Source organism: uncultured Anaerotruncus sp., from assembly GCF_902490045.1.
Classification (GTDB): Bacteria; Bacillota; Clostridia; order Oscillospirales; family Ruminococcaceae; genus Anaerotruncus.
Map to the genome: position 1 here is coordinate 1 of NZ_CABUCJ010000041.1, position 19,966 is coordinate 19,966.

Consider the following 19,966-nt stretch of genomic DNA (forward strand, 5'->3'; position numbering starts at 1 on the left):
ATCGCGCACACCGTCGTGAACCCGCCCGCGGCCGCCGCCGCGGCGCCCGAGGCGAGCGTCTCCTTGTGGGAGAAGCCGGGCTCGCGCAGGTGGACGTGCAGGTCGGTGAATCCGGGCGATACCACGCAGTCGGAGGCGTCGAACACCCGCGTGCCCGGCGGTTCCGGGAGTCCCGCCCCGACCGCCGCGATCCGCGTTCCCTCGACGAGCAGGTCGGCCCGTTCCAGCCCGCCCTCCCGGTAGACGCGTCCGTGCTGGATAAGCAGGGCCATCAGCTCTCGAGCGCGCGCACCAGCGCGGCCATGCGCACGAAGGCGCCGTTTTCCATCTGCTTGAAGATGCGGCTGCGGCGGCACTCGACCACCTCGTCCGCGACCTCGACCCCCCGGTTGACCGGCGCGGGGTGCATGATGATCGCGCCCTTCTTCATCGAGGCCGCGCGCCTGGACGAAAGCCCGTACTCCCGGTGGTAGCGCGCGGGATCGAAGGGGGTCCCGTCGGGATGCCGTTCCCGCTGCACCCGCAGCATCATGACCACGTCGCTCGTGGCGACCGCCTCGTCGAACGGCTCATAGGGGTAGCGGTCCTCCATGTACTCCTTCGGGCCGCTCATCACGACCTCCATCCCCAGCCGCGTCATGATGTCGAAGTTGGTGTGCGCCACCCGCGAGTGGGCGATGTCCCCCGCGATGACCGCCTTGAGCCCCTCGAAGCCGCCGAACTCCTGCCGGATGGTGAGCAGGTCGAGCAGGCTCTGGGTCGGGTGGCTGCCGGTGCCGTCGCCGCCGTTGAGGATCGCAGCGCGCACATGCCCGACCAGGTCGTTGTAGTACTCGTTCTCGCTGTGGCGGATGACCAGCGCGTTCACGCCGAACGAGTCGAAGGTCTTGACCGTGTCGTAGAAGCTCTCGTTTTTCTGGAGCGACGAGGTCTCCGGGACAAAAGAAATGACCCGCATATTCAGTCTCTCTTCCGCCGTCTGGAAGGAATACTGAGTGCGGGTCGAATTCTCAAAAAATAAATTGGCAACGATAGCGCCGCTGCAATCGGGAAGCGGGCCTCCGTCCCGGTAATACTGCGCCAGGTCGAGAAGATCATTGATTTCCCCAATGGAAAGCTGCTGCAAGTCGAGCAGATGCGTCGCCATACTCGAAAACCTCCACCTCCGGTCCCCTGCATCCGAAAGGTCCCGGACAAATTTTTTCTATTATATCATTGGAGCCTCCCCTTCACAAGCCGGATTTATCCACAAACTTTTTCAATTTTTAGACTATTTATTTGTGAGTACACAATAACCAATTGAAAATTTTCCACAAATGATGGCATTGCGTCAAAGAGCCCCGCCAAAATGGCGGGGCTCTTTCATCAAGTGCATACCGGCTCGGTTTCACAGCAGGTCAGCAGGAACGCACGCCGCTCCCCCGACCACGCGACCTCCTCCATCCGGGCGGAAAACCGCCGCCCGAGCAGGGGACTGTACACCTCGGCGCCCCCGGGGGAACCCTCCAGCAGCACGGGGCATCCCACGCAGGGCTCCGGATTTCCGAACAGGGCCGTGTGGCAACGCTCCCCGACGCGCAGGCCGGGCAGGAGCGCCCGCGCCCGCTCGTTGGCGTAGAGGATTTCAAAGCTGTCCCGGTCGACGACGAACATCCAGGAATCCTGGTGGTTGAGGACCGCCTCCAAGCTCCCGACCAGCCGGTTCGCGCGGCTCTGCGCCCGCTTTTTGAGCAGGAAGGCGCTCACGATCTCAGAGACGAAGGTGAGGGTGTCGACCTGCTTCTGCGTCCACAGACGGTTGCTGCGGCACTCGTCGAAGCCAAGCCCACCATGCAGCTCCGCGCCGTCATGGATGGCGCACTGGAGGACGGAGCACACCCCGCGCCGCTCCATCAGTCCGCGCGCAGGGCCGGGCAGCAGTGAGGTGTCGCGGCAGTAGAACACGCCCGTCTCGCGGAGCATGTCGAGCTGCCGGGAAAAATCCCCGCACGAGAACGTCTCGCCGGCTGTCCCGCCGAATTTTTCGCGGACCTCCTCGCGGCACCACTCGAAGGAGTTGCGGAAGCTGCGGCCATCCTCCGAAACCTCAAAGAGGTAGGCGCGGCAGACGTCGAACTGCCGCCCGACGATCTCGAGGATCAGCGGAATTGCCGCCTCCACATCGGGCGCCCGGTAGAGCACATGGAACACATATTCCGCGAGCCGGTCGTCCATGACGCCGGCGTTGCGGTCGGAGTCGATCGGCGCGCCGGTCCGCGGCGCCAGCCGCACGACGCTCGTCCGGCTCCTGACGGACGCCTCAGAATGGAAGGCATAACCGTTCTTTCCCCGTTCCTTCGCCCGGTAGAGCGCCCTGTCCGCGTTGCAGAAAAGGGTGCTGTAATCCGCGCCGTCCTGGGGATAGAGCGCGATCCCGACGCTGCAGGAGAGATTCTTTCCCGCCGCTTCCTTCCGGCTCAGGTCGCTGAAGACCTTCAGGATGTCCTCCGCCTTGCGCGAGACGATCCCGGCGTCGCGGATGCCGCGCATCAGCACGCAGAACTCGTCGCCGCCCACCCGGCCGACCACGTCGCCCGCGCGGAACATCTTCTTGAGGGCGCTGGCCGCGTCGGAAAGCATCGCGTCGCCGCTCAGGTGCCCGTAGAGGTCGTTGACGAGCTTGAAATTGTCCACGTCGATGATCATCAGGGCGGAACTCGTCTCCCCCGCGTCCTCCGCGAGGTACTTTTCCACCAGCGTCTGGGTCGTGCCCTTGTTGTAGAGTCCCGTCAGCGCGTCCCGCTCCGCCTTCTCCTGGAGCTTCTGTGTCCTGCGCTTCTCCCGGTCGATATCGATGATCACCCCGACCGCCTTTGCGGGGCGGCCGTTCTCGTCCACCTGGAGGGTGGCGCGCACCCGGCACCAGATATATTTCCCCGCCGCGTCCGCAATGCGGAATTCCGCCTCGCTGTAGGGGGTCCCCTCCCGGACGCCGCGCACCAGCAGGCAGAACCGCTCGGTGTCGTCCGGATGCAGGTGGGAGCCTCCGGCGATCGCGGCGCTCGCATTTTCTCTCAGCGCATCGTAGCCGAATTTCTTGCGGTAGTTGGAGGAACAGTTGAGGTAGTCCCGTCCGATGTCCCATTCAAAAATGATGTCCGTCGTCTGGTCCATGATGATCCGGTGCCGCTCGAGGCTCAGGCGCAGCTCCTCCTGCGCCTTCTTGGTGCGGGTGGTGTCGATGAGGATACAGTAAAACCACTTCTGGCCGCGCTCGTTTTCCACAAGCTGGCCCCGGTCGAGCACCCACACCAGCCGCCCGTCCTTGCAACGAACCCGGTATTCGATCTCCTTGGTGTTGCTCTTTGCAAGCTGCCGGAGCGCCGTCTCCCAGATGCCGCGCAGATCCTTTTCATAGATCATCTCGGTGAAATTGCTGTGGAACCGGGATTCCAGTTCCTCCGCCGTATAACCGAACATCGAGAGAAACCCCTCGCTGTACTGGATCAGCTTGAGGGTCTCGCCGTACTCGCAGCAGATGACGCCGCCGGGAATATTGTTGGTCAGCGCGTTGAGGTCGCGGTTCATCTCCTCCAGCTCGGCGGTGCGCTCGTTGAGCATCCGGCGCAGGCAACCGGTCCCCTCCTCCGAGACGGTGTGCGGGAAAAATTCCCCCTCGAGCTGTTCACTGCTCGGCGTGGACAGGTGCAGCTGGCGCAGCTTCATGCCGTCCGCCTCCCGGCGGCAGAGGCAGGACACCCGCAAAAGCAGGTCGGGCTGCCCGGCGGGCATATCCTTTTCCCGCAGGCAGATTTCCCCCGTGACAAGGCAGAGCTCCCCCGAAAGAGCGGCGGCCTCGTAGCCGTCCCTCTCGAGGGAAAAAGAGCCGTGGAACACGCGCTTCTCCATCTCCAGCATCCTGCGCGCCTCGAGGATGCCGCGGCAGCCGTCCTGGCGGCCGGTGCCGATCCACTCCACGTCATCCGCCATCCGCGCGAGCACGCCGTCCAGATCGCGTTCCGTAAAGTACATCCTCGAAAGGAGGGCGACAAAACGCAGGGAATCCTGTTCCAGCTGGTTCATGCGCTCCTTCTTTCCGGCCCTGCCGCGGGCCTGTGATCGTTCTGTGATTTATAATCATTATTTTATCCCATATTTTTCTAAAATACAAGTGGATTTACGATACAGTTCCCACAGAAGTCCGCAAAGAAAATCTAAGATTTCCGGCGTTTTTGCCCCGGACGGTCACAAAAAGCCTCCCGGCCTGTCCGGGAGGCTTTTTCCATCCTATTCTGTTTTTCTCCCTTACTTAATGAGTGTGCGCAGTCCCGACCGGCTGCTTTCCACCGCCGCAAAAACGACCTTCATCGCATGCAGGACCTCTTCCCCCGGAATCGCAGGAGCTTTCCCACGCAGGATTCCGTCGACAAACAGGTCGATCACGCCGGACCCAAGCTGTCGGTCATTTGTCTGAATCGCATCGATATTATACAGAATCCGTTCCCCGTTTCTCCGCTCAATCACAAGAGAATATTCCGGATCCTCATAGAGGTGCATCACACCCCCGTCCCCATAAAGGGTCACCGAATTGTCCTCCCGGCCATAGTGTGTCCAGCTTGTGGTCAGCGTGCCTGCCGCGCCGTCTTCCAGCTCCAGGATGCACAGCGCGTTGTCTTCCACCGGGATCGGATTGCCGGCCGCATCGCGCTTGTCACGCGTGCCGAACCACGACTGGACGGCCGTGACCCGTCGGTTTGTCAGAAACTGGATCAGATCGATTTTGTGGATCCCAAGGTCGGCGGTTACGCCTAAAAACGCCCGCTCTTTGGAAAAGAACCATGAACCCGCGCCGTCAACTGACCACCGCTCGGGGCCCGCATGCCCAAAAGAGGTCCTGAAGGTGAGCAGTTTCCCGATCGCGCCCTCTTTAATCATCTCACGCGCCTGCAAATGGGTCTTTGTAAGGCGCTGGTTGTGCCCGATCATCAGGGATTTCCCCGTGCGGCGAGAGGTCCTTACCATCGCCTCGCAATCCTCAAGCGTCGTCGCCATCGGCTTTTCACAAAGCACGTGTTTCCCGGCTTCCATCGCCTCAATCGAAATACGCGCGTGGAAATCGTTGGCGGTGAGCACGCTCACCGCGTCGATGTCCGGATCGGCCAGCAGCGCATGGTAGTCCGCATATGCCTTTCCGCCATATTCCCGGGCCAACTCCTCCGCGCGCCCGCGATTCAGGTCATAATAACCCGCAAGCACCGCGTTCGGGTTTGCCGCATATTCCGGCAGGTGTCTCATCTGCGCGATCTTTCCGCAGCCGATGATCCCAACCCCAATCCGTCTGTTCATCCCAAATCCCCCCATTTAACCGCCGTGGGCTTTCTCCCTCCGGCAGGATCGCATCGTTCCGTTCATCGGCCAGCGGCCGAAAAAGCCGCCGCAGCGCGGCGGCGCGCCCGTCCTCACAGGCGATCGGCGTAACGGCTCAGCCCTTCAAAGAGGAGCCGGCCCGCGGCGGATCCCCCGTCGAGCAGGCCGATGCCCTTTTCCCCGTAGTAGACCGCGCGGCCGTGAACCGGACGCATCCCGCGGGTGCGTTCAGAACCCTCGGCGGCGGCCTTCGCCGCCGCGCAAAACGCCTCTGCGGGGGATTCCCCGGCATGGGCGAGAATCGCTTCAGCCGCGGGATACAGCGCGTCCACAATCGTTTTCTCTCCCGGCTTGGATTTTGCTTTTTCCATAATTGCCTGCACGCCCGCGAAAACGGCCTCCGCCACTTCCGGCATCGAGGCTTTCGTCCGCCCCTTCAACGCCTTCGCCATTCCCATCAGGCCGAACGCGGTGATCGTCCCCAGCGTGGAGGGGGCGGCCTCGTTAAACGCCGAAGCGCATTTCACAAGCAGCCTGCCGAGGTCTTCCTCCTGCGCGCCGGCCAGGCAGGCCGCCGCCGCGCGGTAGCCCTCGTCCATCGAGATGCCGAGATCCCCGTCCCCATTTTGCTGGTCGAGCCCGATGAGGTAGTCCCGGTTTTCGCGCATGACCTCGCTCACGCAGGCCATCGCCCCATAAAGCGTCTTCGCATCCATGGCAGTCCCTCCTCATCTGTTGGAATTGGTATAAAAAGGAGTGGAGGCGGGCGCACGCAGCAGCTCCTTCAGCCCCGCGTCCAGCTTGAAGACCGTGATCGACAGCCCCGCCATCTCCATCGAAGTCGCAAATTCCCCAATGTGCGGCATATAGGAAGAAACGCCCATCTCCTCAAGAAGCCGGTATAGGCCCCGATAGACGATCAGCTGCTCCTCCAGCGGGGTGGCGCCGAGGCCGTTCACCATCACCGACACCTCATCCCCGCGGGAGAGCGGCAGGTCCGCCGTGATCTTCTCCAGCGCCGTCCGCGCCACCTCGTCGGCGGTCATCATGCGGCGCGCCTCGATCCCCGGTTCCCCGTGGATGCCCATGCCGACCTCGATCTCGTCCTCCGCGATCGTGAAGGTCGGGCGGCCGACCTCGGGCGGAACGCAGGGGGACGTCGCAAACCCGATCGTACGGATGCCGTCCAGCGCCCTGTTCGTCCAGCCGGCAACCTCATCGAGCGTCATTCCGCGTTCGGCCGCCGCGCCCGCGATCTTGAAGGCGTAGACCATCCCCGCTACCCCGCGCCGCCTGTCCGCCTCCGGCTTCGGGCTGGAGGCGACATCGTCCCGCACCCGGATCTGCTTCGTCCGGATCCCGTCCAGTTCCGTCAGCTCGCATGCCATGTCGAAATTCATATTGTCACCGCCGTAGTTCCCGTAGAGGCAGAGCACCCCGCCGCCGTGGTCGCAGGCCCTTATCATCTCCGCCATCCGCTGCGCGGAGGGGGAGGCAAAGACATTCCCGACCGCGCAGCCGTCGAGCATCCCCCGCCCCACATAGCCGAGGAAGACCGGCAGATGCCCGCTCCCCCCGGCTGTAACGACGCCGACCTTCCCCTCTTCCACCGGCTGATTGGTCAGCAGCACCCGCCGGTCGCCGTTCAGGAAGGTTACCCGGTCTCCATAAGCGCAGAGGATTCCCTCCATCGTCTCATCCACAAAATCCTCCGGCCGGTTGATGATCTTTTTCATTGCGCCATTCCTCCTGTCCCGCCCTCCGGGCGGCCAGATTACAAGCTGCTCCGGGCGTCTCCCGGGCGCGCCGGCAGTAAACGCGCCTTCCGCTTATGGGCGCTTACACCGTATAGTCCCCGCCGAAACGCGGGACCGGAACGCTGGGCCCGTTCCCGCCCCAGCGATCCAGATATTCGTCAATCTCGTCCAGCCCCAGCGGGGAGAAGGCCGTCTCAAGGGGAACCGTTCTCCCACTCGCGGCCGAGGCATAGCAACCCTCGATGATCTCAATCACATGCCGCGCGTGCGCGGTTGAGCAAATCGGCTCCGCTCCCTCACCGGCAACCCAGTCGGCCAGCTGCATGACATCCTCGTACACGTGGCATTCCCACATACGCCCATGACCGCCGAAGTGATGCGGCATCCGGTCCCCTTCATACTTCAGGCGGCCCTGTCCATTCAGGCCGTTCTCGTTGATAAAGCCGTCCAGCCCATAAAAAACGCCGAACTGCCCCCCCAGGGACACCGGTTCCTCCGTTGGGAGAGAAGCGACCAGGCCATAAGCGCCATTGTCAAAGCCCAGCAGCATCATGACAAAATCGTCCATCTCATTCGGAATCGGTTTCCCTCCGAAAAGAAATTCTTCCCGCATCCGGCTGGTAACCGCGGTCACCGTCCGCGCCGGGCCGATTACGCCGGTCAGGCTGTGCAAAGCGTAAACTGTACTGTCATAAAGCGGGCCGCCGCCGTTTTGGGAAAAATACCATGCCGGGCTGACATTGTGCATCGCATCCGGCAATGCGTGCCGTTCCGTCTCGTTCAGATGGTAGCCCGCGGCGTCGCCGCTGCTTCCCGCCGCCCATACGAGTCGTCCCAGCCGCCCCTCAAGCAGGTATCTGCGTTTGCGCTGGTTGAAGGGCCAGAGCATATTCCCCGGGGATGCCGCCTGTTTGATTCCCCTCCGCGCCGCCGCGGCGATCAGCTCGCCCGCCTCGGCGCTTGTGACCGCCATCGTCTTGTTGTAATGGACGTGTTTCCCCGCCTCGATCGCCAGCATCCCCTGAGAAAAGTGCAGGCCGATCGGCGTGCAAAGCGTCACCATATCCACGTCCGGGTCCCGGAGCAGGGCCTCGTAATCCGTGTACCAGCTTGCAATCCCATATTGCGCGGCCGCCGCCTCCGCCCTGCCGGGAGCCGGGTCGCACACCGCCGCGAGCCGGACACGCCCGCGGACGTCCGGCTGGACGAGGTGTTCGAGCACCCGCCGGGCGATCGCGCCCGCCCCTACGATTCCGATACCGATGCTGTCCATGCGCTCTCCCCTTCCACCACTTTTCCGCGGGGCCGGCATATTGCGGCCCCGCGGAAAAAATTCACTCTGTTCCGGCGTCGGCTCAGTTCCACTCCAAGCCGCGCATCTTCCGGAAATTGTACATGCTGCGGTTGATGCTCTCGATCTCCGTCAGCGTCGTAAAGTCCTGCTCCACGAAGATATAGGGGATCTTAAACTCGTTGCCCGCGTCAATGACATCCTGCACCTTGATCATGCCGTCCCCGATCTCGGTGAAGTATTCCGGCTTGGTCGCCGTGTGGAAGGTCTCCCAGTCGCAGGGGGTATCCTGGTCGATGACGTTCCAGGCATTCAGATTGTTGACCTGGCTGAGCGGGAAATCCTTCTCGTGCAGCAGCGCAACGCGGTTTCCGTACTGGCGGATCTTCTCCGCGGGGTCGAAGGCGCCGCGGATCATCCAGTAGGCGTCCAGTTCCACGCCCATGTATTTGGGGTCGGTGTTCTCCACCAGCAGGTCCATCATGTACTCGCCGTTGAGGCGCTGGAACTCGTTGTAGTGGTTGTGATAGAGGAAGTAGATGCCCGACTTGGCGCACATCTCGCCGATCCTGTTGTAATATTCGCAGCGCTTCAGCAGATAGTCCTTCGTCGGGAAGAAGTCAATGGGAATCGACAGGTTGGTGCTGCCCAGCTCCGCGTAAAAGTCGATAATCCGCTGGAAGTGGTCAAAATCGCGATAGAACGGATCGAGGTTCTTGGCCGCGTCTCCCGGGAGGATATGCGCGCCGACCACCTTGATGCCCAGCGAATCGACCTTGGCTTTGAACTCTTTCAGTGGGATGCCGGCGCCGGTCCCGACGTCCTCGTAGGCGTTGTGGTTTGCCATCTCGATGGCCGTATATCCGGCCTTTGCGATCTCCTCAAGGGTACCCATCGGATCCTTTGCAAAGCTGTTGCGCACGGTGTAAATCTGTAATCCTACCTTCATTGCAATCCTCTTTTCTTTCATATAAGTTGTCCGGTTTGTTTCTTTTCGCCGTCAGGCCCACCACATCTCGGCGGCGGGCGCGCCGACGGCCACCGACTTTGTAAAGGCCACCGCTTTCTCCAGTCCTTCACGAACCGACAGCAGGCCGTCTTCATGCTCGATGCTCAGAACCCCGTCAAATCCCGCCATCCGCAATTCCGACACGATATTCGACCAGGTACAGGCGTCATGCCCATATCCGACGGTCCGGAAGGTCCAGCTGCGGGACTGGAAGCGCCCGTACTCCTTGGTGTCCAGCACGCCGTTTTCCGCCCTGTTGAACGGGTCGACGCGGACGTCCTTCACATGCACATACTGTACCGCATCCCCCAGCCTCCGAATTGCCAGAACGGGGTCGATCCCCTGCCAGAACAGATGGCTCGGATCGACGTTCGCACAGATCTCTTCGCCCGCCGCCGCCCGGAGCTTGAGAAGCGTCTCCGGGTTGTAGACGCAGAAGCCGGGATGCATTTCCAGACAGACCTTGACTCCCGCCCGCGCGGCCAGCCCCGCGGCTTCCCTCCAATAGGGGATCAGCACCTCCTCCCACTGATAAGCGAGCAGCCTGGAATAGTCCTCCGGCCAGGGGCAGGTCACCCAGTTCGGGCAGCGGGATCCCGGCGAATCCCCGGGACATCCGGAGAAGGTCACGACCCGGTCCACGCCCATCTCCTCCGCAAGCTCAAGCGTTCGCAGGTATTCTCTGTGCGCGCGCCGCGCGATCTCCCCGATCGGGTGCACGGGATTCCCGTGGCAGCTGAACCCGCTGATTTCGAGCCCGGATTCCGCGATGGTCTCCCGGAAGCGGGCCAGCGCGTCCCGGTCGGAGAGCAGCTTTTCGGGGTCGCAATGCGTGTTCCCGGAGAAGCCCCCCGTCCCCAGCTCCACCGCCTCCACTCCGAGGCCCTTCAGGTAGGCGAGCGCGTCCTTCAGCTCCATCTGGTAGAGGGGCACCGTCAATACGCCGATTTTCATCCGTATTCCCCGCCTTTCCGTGCTCTAGCGGACGATGTCGGAGCAGAGGATCTCGCGATGCTCCTCCGCCGAGGTATAGAACGCCTCGATGATCGCGGTGACGTTGAGGGTCTCCTCCTTCTTGATCACAATCTCCTCCTCGCCGCGCAGGAACCCGGCGACATTGCGCAGCAGGCCGATATGGCCGGGGAACACGATATGGGCGGGGTACTGGTTTTCGTCGAAGACGAGCGGACGGGTGTCCGACTGCCAGCCGCACAGTCCTCCGTAGAGGGTCGGGGGGATGTCGTTTCCGTAGATGAGCCCCGCTTTGTCGCCGGCGTAGGTACGGGTCCAGCGGTCTGGCATGTTGACCGCCCACGATGCCTTGAAATTGACCGTGATGTCCCCCTCCAGGCGGATGATGCCGGTGGTCATGTCCTCCACGCTGAATTCGTGCCAGTCATAGGGACGCGGGGTAATCTGGATGCCGCCGAATGCCCCGCTCTGTTCCGCGGAGGTTTGGAGCTCCTCGCCCGTGTTGCCGATCTTCATCCACGCGCTGCCCGAGACGGAGAGCGCCCTCGGGTTTCCCAGCACCCACAGCATGTGATCGATTTCATGGACCGCCAGATCGCAGAAGGGACCGCCCACGTTGTAATCCTTCATGTGGAAGAAGCCCCAGCGTGGGATTCCGCGGCGGCGCACCGACTCGAACTCGGTGAAGTAGATGTCCCCCAGCAGGCCCGCGTCGACAAGCTTTTTGACCGCGAGGCGGTCGTTGAAGAACCGCATCGTCTGCGCCGGGAAGAAGTGCAGGCCCAGCTTTTCCGCCTCTGCGAAAAGCTCGACCGCGTCGGCGTATTTGAGCGCGACCGGTTTTTCACAGATAACATGGGAACCGCTGCGCAGCGCCATCAGCGAGCACTCCTTGTGGTACCCGTTCGGAGTCGCCACAATGGTGACCTCAGGGCGGAGTTCCTCAAGCATCTTCCGATTGTCGGTATAGACGTTCGGGATCGAGAAACGCTGCGCGGTCTCCCGCGCCGCGGACTCCCGGATATCCGAGACGCCCACCACATCGAACGCATCCCCGATCAGCTCGATTGCCGGCAGGTGCGCGGTATTCGCAATCAGGCCGGCCCCGATTACGCAGGTTCGAAACTTCTTTTTCATTCAATCCCTCCTGGTTTGTCAGTCTTGATGCAAAAAGGGATCCCTGTCCTTATCCACCCCGCCACATGCAGCACTGGCACAGCTGGTTCAGATCAAGGAGCGGGGCCCGCTTGAAACGAACGGTCCTGCCAATTCCATCCTTCCCCATCCGGCGTTCACCTCCCTGCCTGCCGCGATATGGTTAAGCGGCGCGTTTCTTTTTGGCGCCGCCGCGTTTGTTTACGTACATCGACGTGGAGACGCTGTCCAGAATGACCGCGATGAGGATCAGCGCGCCCTTGGCGACGGTCTGCCAGTTGGAATCCACTCCGAGCAGGTTGAGGCTGTTGTTCACGATTCCAACCACAAGGCATCCAAAGAAGGCGCCAACGACATTTACGCTGCCCCCCGCCATGCTCGTGCCGCCCATGACGACCGCCGCGATCGCGTCCATCTCCATGTTGAGGCCGCCGGTCGGCTGGGCAGAGGACGCCCGCGCCGTCAGGATGACCGCCGCGATCGCCGCGCAGACACCCATCGACGCATAGACGCCGAACTGCATTGCCGTAACGTTGATCCCGCTGACCCGCGCGGCTTCAATGTTGCCGCCCATCGCGAGCATATACCGCCCGAAACGGGTCCGGTTGACGATCAGCCACACCAGTGCCACCACCCCCAGCATCACAAAGACGGGGATGGGGATGGGACCTAAATATCCCTGTCCGATGTTGGAGAAGCTTTTCGGCAGCCCGGTCACCGGCATCATTCCTGTGGTCAGGTAGCACATGCCGCGCAGTACCTGCTGCATTGCCAGCGTGACAATAAAAGGGGGCAGCCGAAAGCCGACGGTAAAGGCGGCGTTGACCAATCCCAGGCAGGCCCCTATCAGGATTCCGAAGAAGATCGCCAGAGCCGGGTGGACGCCCGCCACCATCATCTGTGCCATAAAGATGCCCGTGATGCCCACGAGGCTGCCGACCGAAAGATCGATGCTACCGCTCCCGAGGATCATGGTGAATCCGCAGGCCAGTATCGTGCTGACACACACCTGGCGCAGAACGTTGAGCAGGTTGCGGGTGGTAAAAAAGACGGGCGACAGGAACACCATGGCGGCCATCAGGACAATCACCATCAGCACCGCCTTATTCCCCCGCAAAAAGGAATTTGCAAATTCTTTCAGTTTGTTTTTCATATCGTCCCTCACATTCCTATTCCACGTTTTGCGGTCAAGCGCCGAACGCGTGCTGCATCAGCAATTCCTGTGTGGCCGCTTCTCCGTCGCACTCGAACACAATCTGCCCGCCGCGCACCACCTCGATGCGGTCGCACAGCGACAAAATCTCGGGCAGCTCCGACGAAACCATCACCACCGCGATCCCGCTCGCGGCAAGTTCATCGATCAATTTATAGATTTCCGCCTTGGAGCCCACGTCGATTCCACGCGTCGGCTCGTCCAAAAAGATTACCTTCGGCTTTGTCAGCAGCCACCGTCCAATGATCACCTTCTGCTGGTTGCCCCCGCTGAGCTGGGTAATCGGGGCGTAAGGCGAATCATATTTGATCGAAAGGCTCCCGGCAATCTCCCCAAAGGGCTTCGCTTCCTTTTTGGGGGTGAAGAAGCCCAGCCTGTTGCAGATCCGGTGAAACACGGAAATCGTCGCGTTCCCCATAACGGACATGCTGTAAATGGCCCCCTGGCGCAGGCGGTCCTCCGTCACCATCGCCATGCCGTACCGAACGGCGTCCTTTGGAATCCGGATGTCCAGCGGCTTCCCCTCCAGCAGGATTTCCCCGCCCGTCCTCCGGTCGATTCCAAATACCGCACGCAGGATTTCGGAGCGCCCAGCGCCCATCAGCCCGCAGAAGCCCAGCACCTCGCCGCGGTGTACCGCAAAGCTCACATCCCCGCAGACACCGTCGCGGGAGAGGTTCTTGACTTCGAGTACGACCTCCCCGGGGGAGGTGTGCTTCTTTTCAAAAAGAACGTCCACCTTCCTGCCGACGATATAGTTGATGAGGTCCTGCTTGGTTACCTCCGCGCAGGGACGGCTTGTGATGTAATGCCCGTCGCGCAGGACGGTGATCCGGTCGCAGATACGGAATATTTCCTCCAGCTTATGGGAGATAAAGACCACGGCGACCCCTCTGTCGGCCAGCGAGCGGACTACCCTGTAGAGCAGTTCGATCTCCCGGTCGGTAAGCGCCGAGGTCGGCTCGTCCATGATAATGATGGAAGGATCGTAGGAAACGGCCCGCGCCAGCTCCACCAGCTGCATCTGGGCAACGCTCAGCCTCTTGGTCTTTGCATGGATATCCAGCTCGATGCCCAGCTTCTCCAAAAGCTCGGAGGCCAGCCTGTTCCGGCGCGCTACGCTGAGGAATACCCCCGCGCGTTCAAACCGTTCCTCCCTCCCCAGAAGGATATTTTCGGCCACATCCATCTCCGGGACCAGGCTGATCTCCTGATGGATCATCGAGATACCGCTTTTCAACGCGTCCGCGGGACTTTTGAAGTTTACCGGCTTCCCTTTGAATACCACCTCGCCCGCATCCCGGCGGTAGATCCCAAGCAGAATCTTCATCAGCGTCGACTTGCCCGCGCCGTTTTCACCGACAATCGCATGGATTTCTCCTTCATGCAGTTCAAAGTCGACGCCATCCAGCGCCGCAACGCCGCCGAACGACTTTGAGATGCCGCTCATTTTTAATACCGTACCATTCATATCTATCCGCCCATCCATCTCTTTTATCGGGGCCATGCCCGTGTTTTCCCCTCCCCGCCGGGAAATCCGGCGGGGAGGGCGGCGCCGGTCCGATTAGTTGTAGGAATCTTTTATCACGGAATCCATGTACTTCTTGTTATAGAAGTCCAGCTGAATGAACTCCTGATATTCTTCGACGTTCTCGGGGGTGAGGGTCTTGATGCAAAGATCGCTCAGGTCCACGCTGCCCGTGTAATCTTCCATGACCATTTTGATCGTGTATTCCACCAGGCCCTGCATGAATATCGGCAGCGTCTGGCCAATATCCATTTCGATCTCTCCCTTTTTCAGCATCTCGCAGCCGGTGTCCTCGCCGTTGAAGGTGATCAGCGTAAAATCGTCCAGCTTTCCGGCGCCGCGCAGCGCCTCGATGACGCCGAGCATCTGTTCTTCGGAGGACGACGAGATGAAATTCATCTCGGGATACGCCATCAGCCAGTCCTCCGCCATCGCCATCGAGGTATTGGAGCTCCAGTCGCTGTACTGCTCCACCAGGATTTTGAACCTGTCGGGGAACTCCTTTTCCAGATCGTACATGTACTGCATGCGGGGGAAGCAGTTGGGATGGTTCGGCGAACCCTGCTGGAGTCCGGCGTAGAGGACGGCATCAGGATGATCCAGCAGGTATTGACGCGTCCAGTCCCGTGCCTCCTCGCCCTTTTTGTGTTCATTGGCCGCAACATAGGTCACGGTGCAGATTCCGCCCATGTCGCGCCAGTCCAGTACCTTGAAGCCCTCCGCCATCGCCTGCTCCGCGATGGGACGCAGGCCGTCCGGATCGACGCAGCTGAGCATCAGCGCGTCGCAACCCATTGCCATCGCGGTCTCCATGTCCGCGATCTGCTTGTCCACGGTGGCCAGCCCGTCAAAAAGGACCAGCTCAATCTGGATGTCGTCACGCGTATCGTTGAGATAATCGACGTAGGCCTGTGCCATGTCAAACTGGGCCTGCTGGCTGATATCAATGTTATCCACCAGCCAGGCGAACTTCAGATGGCGGGCGCCGCTCTTGTCGCCACCCGCGGGGGCGCTCCCCTCCGCCGGAGCCGCCGCGGAAGACGCCGGCTGCGGGGCGGCGCTTTCCCCCTGTGCCGGCGCCGCCGACGAACAGCTTGTGGTAAAGAGCATTGCCATTGCGAGGACTGCGGCCAATAACTTTTTCATACGTTCCTCCTTTAATCTGGTCAAACCTGTATTTGGACCTTTGTCCATCATAAAAGCCAGACCGGCTTTTATTTCCCCAGCATTTTTTCATTTCATTTTTCAAGTTTTCATTCAATTTTCATTTGTAATTTAACACAACGCCCTTGCCGTGTCAATGGCAATTTTTCTTAATTTTTTTCTAACCATTTCTTTAATTTAGTGAATTCGTCTAGATTTTTTAAAATTGATTTGCATTTAATGTCTATAATCTTGTTCTATTTAAACATTTCACATCTTGATTTTCTATGTATTTTTCTGTTCTTTGCAAATTTATGAAAATTCTATTTAATTTTTTTCAAAATTGTGTTTACATTTTTCATAAGGTGTGCTACCATAATGCCAGCACACATCCCCGCGGCATACGGGCAGTTCTTTTTAACTCGGAGGATACTATGAGCCGTCAGCCACCTAAAACGACCTACCAGCAGATCGCCCGTCTCTCGGGCGTATCGGTCGCGACCGTTTTTCGCGTCATCAACAACCGCAAGCTCGTCAGCCGGGAAACCTATGAAAAAGTGGTCGCGGCAATGGACGCGCTTGACTACAACCACTCCTTTGACGTCCAGACGGAAAAAATCCCCCCACGCGGTGTGATCGTCCTGGTGATCCCTGAAATCGGGAATCCCTTCTATACCGACGCCATCAATGGAATCAAGCTGGCCGCGCGCAACCAGGACCACAGCTATGATATCGTCCTCTACGACGCGGTGATCACACCGGCCAACGCCGGGGTTTTCATCCGTTTCCTAAACAACGTACACGCAACCGGGGTGATCGTCTTCGAGCGTGTCGAGGCCGGGGTGCTGGAACGGATCAACCAGCTTGTGCCGGTGGTGCAATGCAGCGAGTTTAATCCCGAAAGCAAGCTCTCCTACGTCTCCATTGACAATATCCGGGCGGCGCAGTCCGCAGTCGAATACATCCTCTCCCGCGGGTGTACCCGCGTCGCCTTTATCAACGGAGATTTTTCCTACCAATATGCCCTCGACCGCTATAAGGGCTATATTCACGCGCTGGGAAACGCCGGGATCCCCGTCAATGAGGAATGGATTGTAAATCTTCCCCAGGTCAATTTCATCCTTGCGGTTTCCGCCGTTACAAATCTTATCGAGGGCGACAGCCGTCCGGAGGCGTTTTTCTGTTCCTCCGACATCTCCGCCGCCGCGGCGATCAAAGCCTGCCTTTCACATGGGCTGAACGTTCCCGAAGACGTGCTCATCGTGGGCTTCGACAACATCGACATCTCCGTCATGACGATGCCCACCATCACCACCGTCAACCAGCCGAAATTCGACCTCGGGGTAACCGCCTTCGACCTGCTGGTCAAGCACATCAACAACCCCAGGCTGCAGCCCAAACAGGTTTTCCTGAACACCGAGCTCATCCTGCGGGAGTCCTCCGCCAAAACTTTTGATGCACAGAGGTGACCCCATGACCGTCAAAAAATCTGCCGATCCCCGCCTGCTTCTCTTCGCGGGGGCTTCTTTCGCGGCGATTATTGCCTATGCCTTCGGCTTCAATATCCTGGGGCCGAACGCCGTTGTAATGATGGACTACTTTGGAATCCGCCAGTCGGGCCAGGGGCTTGTCATGGCCGTCCAGTCATCAGGCGAATTGCTGGTCTCCGCCCTGCTGGTCGTCTATGGCGAACGGTTCGGCAAGCTCGCCCTCACCGCGCTTGGCGTGGGGCTGCTCTCCGCCGCCTGCCTTGCCATCGGCGCCATTCCCCTCTTCCCTTCCGCGATTCCCCCCTATGGGGCGCTGCTCTTCTTCGCCGCCCTGCTCGGCGCGAGCTTCTCCCTCATCAATACGATGGTGAACGCCAGTATTCCCGAGGTCTTCTCCGACCGCCGGGATCTTTTCCATCCTCTGGTCCACAGCTTCTACAGCGCCGGGGCGATGTGCGCCCCCTTCCTGGTAACCCTGCTCGTCAATGAGCGGGAACCGCATTCCTATGCGGTTCCCTTTCTCGCTTTCGGCGGATACGCCACGCTTGTCCTATGCTTCTACTTGATCAGCGTGCGCCTGGCTCTGCCTCTTACCCCCTATGCCGCGCCAGCGAAAGCCGTCCCCACCCGGACATCCGGTTCGTTTTTCGTCTTCAGGCAGCCGAAAATCTGGCTGCTTTCCATCGTCATGCTCTCCTATATCTCCTTTTCCATTTCGGTCGGCTCCTGGCTACCCGCATACTGCAGCCAGTTCGCCCACATGAGCTTCCGGTTCTCCGGGCTTATCCTCACCGTTTTCAACTGCGGCGCGCTGGTGATGCGCTTCTTTTTCCCTCTGGTCCTTCGGCGGATCGATTTCCGACGTTACTTTATCGCGGCCGGCTTGCTCTCCTCTGCATGTATGCTCGCGGCCCTGCTGCTTCGGGGGGATATTCCCGTCGCTGTCTTTGTGGCGTTGAGCGGCTTCTTCCAGGGCGGGATGGGGCTGTGCCTTTTTATGCTCTGCAACAGCGTCTTTCCGGGACATTCCGGTTCCGTTTCCGCATTCGTCATCCTGATCGGCGGCCTTGCCAATACGCTTGCCCCATATTTTATGGGGAAGGCCGCCGACCTGGTCGGATTCCGGATCCCGTTCCTCTGTATTGTGGCGCTGCTCGCATTTTCCGCGCTGCTGCTGCGCGCCTTTATCCGAGGAGGCGTCGTCCCGGAGGCATAAATCCGTTTCGCGCTTCTGAAAAGCATTACATCCCGTTTGCATTTTTTCGCAGAAAACTGTATAATACTGTAAGATAAAAAGATCGGATCCATACCTGCAGGGAGGGAATTCCATGACGAATTCCGAAAGAAAGGTCACTTATACCCAGATCGCCGAGGCGGCGGGCGTCTCGGTCGCGACGGTTTCCCGCGCATTGAACCAGCAGGATCTCGTCAAGCCGGATACCCTGGCGCGGATTCTTGGCGCCATGCAGACGCTGGGATATCCGACGGAAGATCCCGGGGAAGGACCGGGGGCCGCGCGAATCCTGTTTGTCCTGCTCCCCTCCATTGGGATCGATTTCTTCTCCGACGTTGTCAGGGGAATCCAGGAGGGCGCTCGGCGGCGGGGTTACACCGTCCTTGTGTCCGACGCGGCAGTGGACGAACAGAACGCCGGGCTGTTCTTACAGATATTGCGGCAAAACCGTGCGGCCGGGATTGTGTCCGTCTCAGAGCTTTCCCCATCCGTGCTCTCGCGCCTGCGCGCCGCTTTTCCCCTGGTGCGGTGCTGCGATTATCAGGAATACCCCAATGTCTCCTGCGTCGGTATTGACGACCTTCAGGCCAGCAGGAACCTGATGCGTTACCTCGTCGCGCTGGGCCGGAAACGGATCGCCGTCATCAGCGGCGATCCCCGGCGTTTTGCCTACGCACGGCTGCGGCTTCAGGGTTACCGGGAGGTTTTGGCGGAAGCCGGGCTGGAAAACCGTCCCGGATGGGAGGTCACGCTCCCCGAGGTCAACTTTTCCATGGCGGTTTCAGCCGCGTCCAGCCTGCTGCAAAGCGGAGAAATTCCCGACTGCATCTACTGTACCTCCGACGTGTCCGCCGCCGCGGCAATTAAATCCTGCGCCAAGGCCGGGCTTCGTGTCCCGCAGGACGTGATGGTCGCGGGGTTCGACAACGTCGACATCTCCACGATGACCACTCCCACCATCACCACCGTCAGCCAGCCCCGCTTCGAGATTGGATATACCGCTTGCAGCTATCTGCTCGACCTGATTGATAACCCCGCCGCGCCGGTGCAGCACACCCTTCTGGAAACCGAGCTCATTATCCGCGAATCCACTGCGGCTTCCCTGTGACCGCCGTTTTGTCCTCCATTGAAAAAATAAACGAAGGCGCCCCCTTGCAGATGATTCCGCAAGGGGGCGCCTTCGTTTATTTGTGCTGTCTGCCCGTATGGTCGATCGTGTAGGGCGGCTCGTAGATCAGCTCCCCCACCGGCACAAACCGGTAGCCCCGCGCGGCGAGCGTGTCGATGACCCGTCGGAGCGCCTCAGCCGTGTTGGGTTTGCCCGCGTGGAACAGCATGATATCCCCCGGCCGCGCGGATCCCGTCACCCGCGCGGTGATCTCCTCCACCGACAACCCCTTCCAGTCAAGGCTGTCGTTTGACCATTGAATCGCCTCCCAGCCGAGGGAACGCGCGGTCGCCACGACAAGATTGTTGTAGGCCCCCGACGGCGCGCGGAAGAGGGTGGGCTTTTGCCCGGTGAGCGCCTCCAGCTTGCTTCCCGAGTCGTCCAATTGCCGCGCGATCTCCGTCCGGTCCAGCTTTGTCATGTCGGGGTGGGTGTTGGAGTGGCTTCCCACCTCCTGTCCCGCCGCCGCGATCTGCCTGACCGCGTCCGGGTAGTGATCGGCCCATGTGCCGACGACGAAGAAGGTCGCCTTCACGCCGCGCTCGCCGAGCAGCTCCAAAATCTCGTCGATGTCGCTGTCGTCCCACGCGCAGTTGATGCCGAGGGAGAGCACCTTCTCGGGGGTCTCCACCGAATAGATCGGTAGCTCCCGCGGCGTGG

At 60.5% G+C, this 19,966-nt stretch carries 17 protein-coding genes; 3 read left to right on the plus strand and 14 right to left on the minus strand.

All coding sequences use genetic code 11. The features are described 5' to 3' along the window. The 13 genes from RDM88_RS06130 to RDM88_RS06190 all read right to left on the minus strand — a co-directional run. A partial coding sequence (locus RDM88_RS06130; RefSeq protein WP_308753987.1) for an amidohydrolase family protein occupies positions 1–272 on the minus strand: 272 nt, incomplete at its 3' end. After that, positions 272–1,147, minus strand: coding sequence for an aspartate carbamoyltransferase catalytic subunit (locus tag RDM88_RS06135; RefSeq protein ID WP_308753988.1), 876 nt, complete (start codon positions 1,145–1,147; stop codon positions 272–274). The genes RDM88_RS06130 and RDM88_RS06135, both read right to left, overlap by 1 nt. A 218-nt stretch (positions 1,148–1,365) precedes the next feature. After that, a complete protein-coding gene (locus RDM88_RS06140; RefSeq protein ID WP_308753989.1) occupies positions 1,366–4,062 on the minus strand; it encodes a diguanylate cyclase domain-containing protein in 2,697 nt (898 codons plus the stop codon). A gap of 222 nt (positions 4,063–4,284) precedes the next feature. Beyond that, entirely contained in the window at positions 4,285–5,325 is a 1,041-nt protein-coding gene (locus RDM88_RS06145) for a Gfo/Idh/MocA family oxidoreductase (protein WP_308753990.1), read from the minus strand. A gap of 113 nt (positions 5,326–5,438) precedes the next feature. Continuing rightward, positions 5,439–6,062 (minus strand): dihydroxyacetone kinase subunit L, encoded by a 624-nt coding sequence (locus RDM88_RS06150; protein WP_308753991.1) that lies wholly within the window; start codon positions 6,060–6,062, stop codon positions 5,439–5,441. A 12-nt stretch (positions 6,063–6,074) separates the two neighbouring features. Continuing rightward, positions 6,075–7,082, minus strand: a complete 1,008-nt coding sequence (locus tag RDM88_RS06155; protein ID WP_308753992.1) for a dihydroxyacetone kinase subunit DhaK — start codon at positions 7,080–7,082, stop codon at positions 6,075–6,077. 103 nt (positions 7,083–7,185) lie between these two features. Next, positions 7,186–8,376 (minus strand): Gfo/Idh/MocA family oxidoreductase, encoded by a 1,191-nt coding sequence (locus tag RDM88_RS06160; RefSeq protein WP_308753993.1) that lies wholly within the window; start codon positions 8,374–8,376, stop codon positions 7,186–7,188. Positions 8,377–8,458: 82 nt separating this feature from the next. Beyond that, positions 8,459–9,343 (minus strand): sugar phosphate isomerase/epimerase, encoded by an 885-nt coding sequence (locus RDM88_RS06165; RefSeq protein ID WP_308753994.1) that lies wholly within the window; start codon positions 9,341–9,343, stop codon positions 8,459–8,461. A gap of 51 nt (positions 9,344–9,394) precedes the next feature. Further along, positions 9,395–10,357 carry a sugar phosphate isomerase/epimerase gene (locus tag RDM88_RS06170; RefSeq protein WP_308753995.1) on the minus strand — a complete coding sequence of 321 codons (963 nt, stop codon included), beginning with the start codon at positions 10,355–10,357 and terminating at the stop codon, positions 9,395–9,397. Positions 10,358–10,381: 24 nt separating this feature from the next. Beyond that, the gene (locus RDM88_RS06175; protein WP_308753996.1) at positions 10,382–11,512 is read right to left on the minus strand and encodes a Gfo/Idh/MocA family oxidoreductase; all 1,131 of its coding nucleotides are present in this window, start codon (positions 11,510–11,512) and stop codon (positions 10,382–10,384) included. A 181-nt stretch (positions 11,513–11,693) separates the two neighbouring features. Beyond that, positions 11,694–12,683 carry an ABC transporter permease gene (locus RDM88_RS06180; RefSeq protein ID WP_308753997.1) on the minus strand — a complete coding sequence of 330 codons (990 nt, stop codon included), beginning with the start codon at positions 12,681–12,683 and terminating at the stop codon, positions 11,694–11,696. A 34-nt stretch (positions 12,684–12,717) separates the two neighbouring features. After that, positions 12,718–14,214, minus strand: a complete 1,497-nt coding sequence (locus tag RDM88_RS06185) for a sugar ABC transporter ATP-binding protein (RefSeq protein WP_308753998.1) — start codon at positions 14,212–14,214, stop codon at positions 12,718–12,720. A 93-nt stretch (positions 14,215–14,307) separates the two neighbouring features. Next, positions 14,308–15,417, minus strand: coding sequence for a sugar ABC transporter substrate-binding protein (locus RDM88_RS06190; protein ID WP_308753999.1), 1,110 nt, complete (start codon positions 15,415–15,417; stop codon positions 14,308–14,310). Between the two features lie 431 nt (positions 15,418–15,848). On the opposite strand from RDM88_RS06190, the gene RDM88_RS06195 reads away from it, so the two are divergent. From RDM88_RS06195 to RDM88_RS06205, 3 genes are all read left to right on the plus strand, one after another. Beyond that, entirely contained in the window at positions 15,849–16,883 is a 1,035-nt protein-coding gene (locus tag RDM88_RS06195) for a LacI family DNA-binding transcriptional regulator (RefSeq protein ID WP_308754000.1), read from the plus strand. A 4-nt stretch (positions 16,884–16,887) separates the two neighbouring features. Next, complete coding sequence (locus tag RDM88_RS06200; protein ID WP_308754001.1) at positions 16,888–18,120, plus strand: MFS transporter; 1,233 nt, start codon at positions 16,888–16,890, stop codon at positions 18,118–18,120. 112 nt (positions 18,121–18,232) lie between these two features. Beyond that, entirely contained in the window at positions 18,233–19,246 is a 1,014-nt protein-coding gene (locus tag RDM88_RS06205) for a LacI family DNA-binding transcriptional regulator (protein ID WP_308754002.1), read from the plus strand. Between the two features lie 76 nt (positions 19,247–19,322). Here RDM88_RS06205 and RDM88_RS06210 read toward each other — a convergent pair. Then, the coding region (locus RDM88_RS06210) for a polysaccharide deacetylase family protein (RefSeq protein WP_308754003.1) at positions 19,323–19,966 on the minus strand (644 nt) is incomplete at its 5' end.

Excerpts from the sequence above, each read along its gene's own strand:
- RDM88_RS06190 (WP_308753999.1), bottom strand. The coding sequence starts at position 15,417 with ATGAAAAAGTTATTGGCCGCAGTCCTCGCAATGGCAATGCTCTTTACC.
- RDM88_RS06145 (WP_308753990.1), bottom strand. The coding sequence starts at position 5,325 with ATGAACAGACGGATTGGGGTTGGGATCATCGGCTGCGGAAAGATCGCG.
- RDM88_RS06140 (WP_308753989.1), bottom strand. The coding sequence starts at position 4,062 with ATGAACCAGCTGGAACAGGATTCCCTGCGTTTTGTCGCCCTCCTTTCG.
- RDM88_RS06160 (WP_308753993.1), bottom strand. The coding sequence starts at position 8,376 with ATGGACAGCATCGGTATCGGAATCGTAGGGGCGGGCGCGATCGCCCGG.
- RDM88_RS06135 (WP_308753988.1), bottom strand. The coding sequence starts at position 1,147 with ATGGCGACGCATCTGCTCGACTTGCAGCAGCTTTCCATTGGGGAAATC.
- RDM88_RS06155 (WP_308753992.1), bottom strand. The coding sequence starts at position 7,082 with ATGAAAAAGATCATCAACCGGCCGGAGGATTTTGTGGATGAGACGATG.
- RDM88_RS06150 (WP_308753991.1), bottom strand. The coding sequence starts at position 6,062 with ATGGATGCGAAGACGCTTTATGGGGCGATGGCCTGCGTGAGCGAGGTC.
- RDM88_RS06175 (WP_308753996.1), bottom strand. The coding sequence starts at position 11,512 with ATGAAAAAGAAGTTTCGAACCTGCGTAATCGGGGCCGGCCTGATTGCG.
- RDM88_RS06170 (WP_308753995.1), bottom strand. The coding sequence starts at position 10,357 with ATGAAAATCGGCGTATTGACGGTGCCCCTCTACCAGATGGAGCTGAAG.
- RDM88_RS06195 (WP_308754000.1), top strand. The coding sequence starts at position 15,849 with ATGAGCCGTCAGCCACCTAAAACGACCTACCAGCAGATCGCCCGTCTC.
- RDM88_RS06200 (WP_308754001.1), top strand. The coding sequence starts at position 16,888 with ATGACCGTCAAAAAATCTGCCGATCCCCGCCTGCTTCTCTTCGCGGGG.
- RDM88_RS06165 (WP_308753994.1), bottom strand. The coding sequence starts at position 9,343 with ATGAAGGTAGGATTACAGATTTACACCGTGCGCAACAGCTTTGCAAAG.
- RDM88_RS06180 (WP_308753997.1), bottom strand. The coding sequence starts at position 12,683 with ATGAAAAACAAACTGAAAGAATTTGCAAATTCCTTTTTGCGGGGGAAT.
- RDM88_RS06205 (WP_308754002.1), top strand. The coding sequence starts at position 18,233 with ATGACGAATTCCGAAAGAAAGGTCACTTATACCCAGATCGCCGAGGCG.
- RDM88_RS06185 (WP_308753998.1), bottom strand. The coding sequence starts at position 14,214 with ATGAATGGTACGGTATTAAAAATGAGCGGCATCTCAAAGTCGTTCGGC.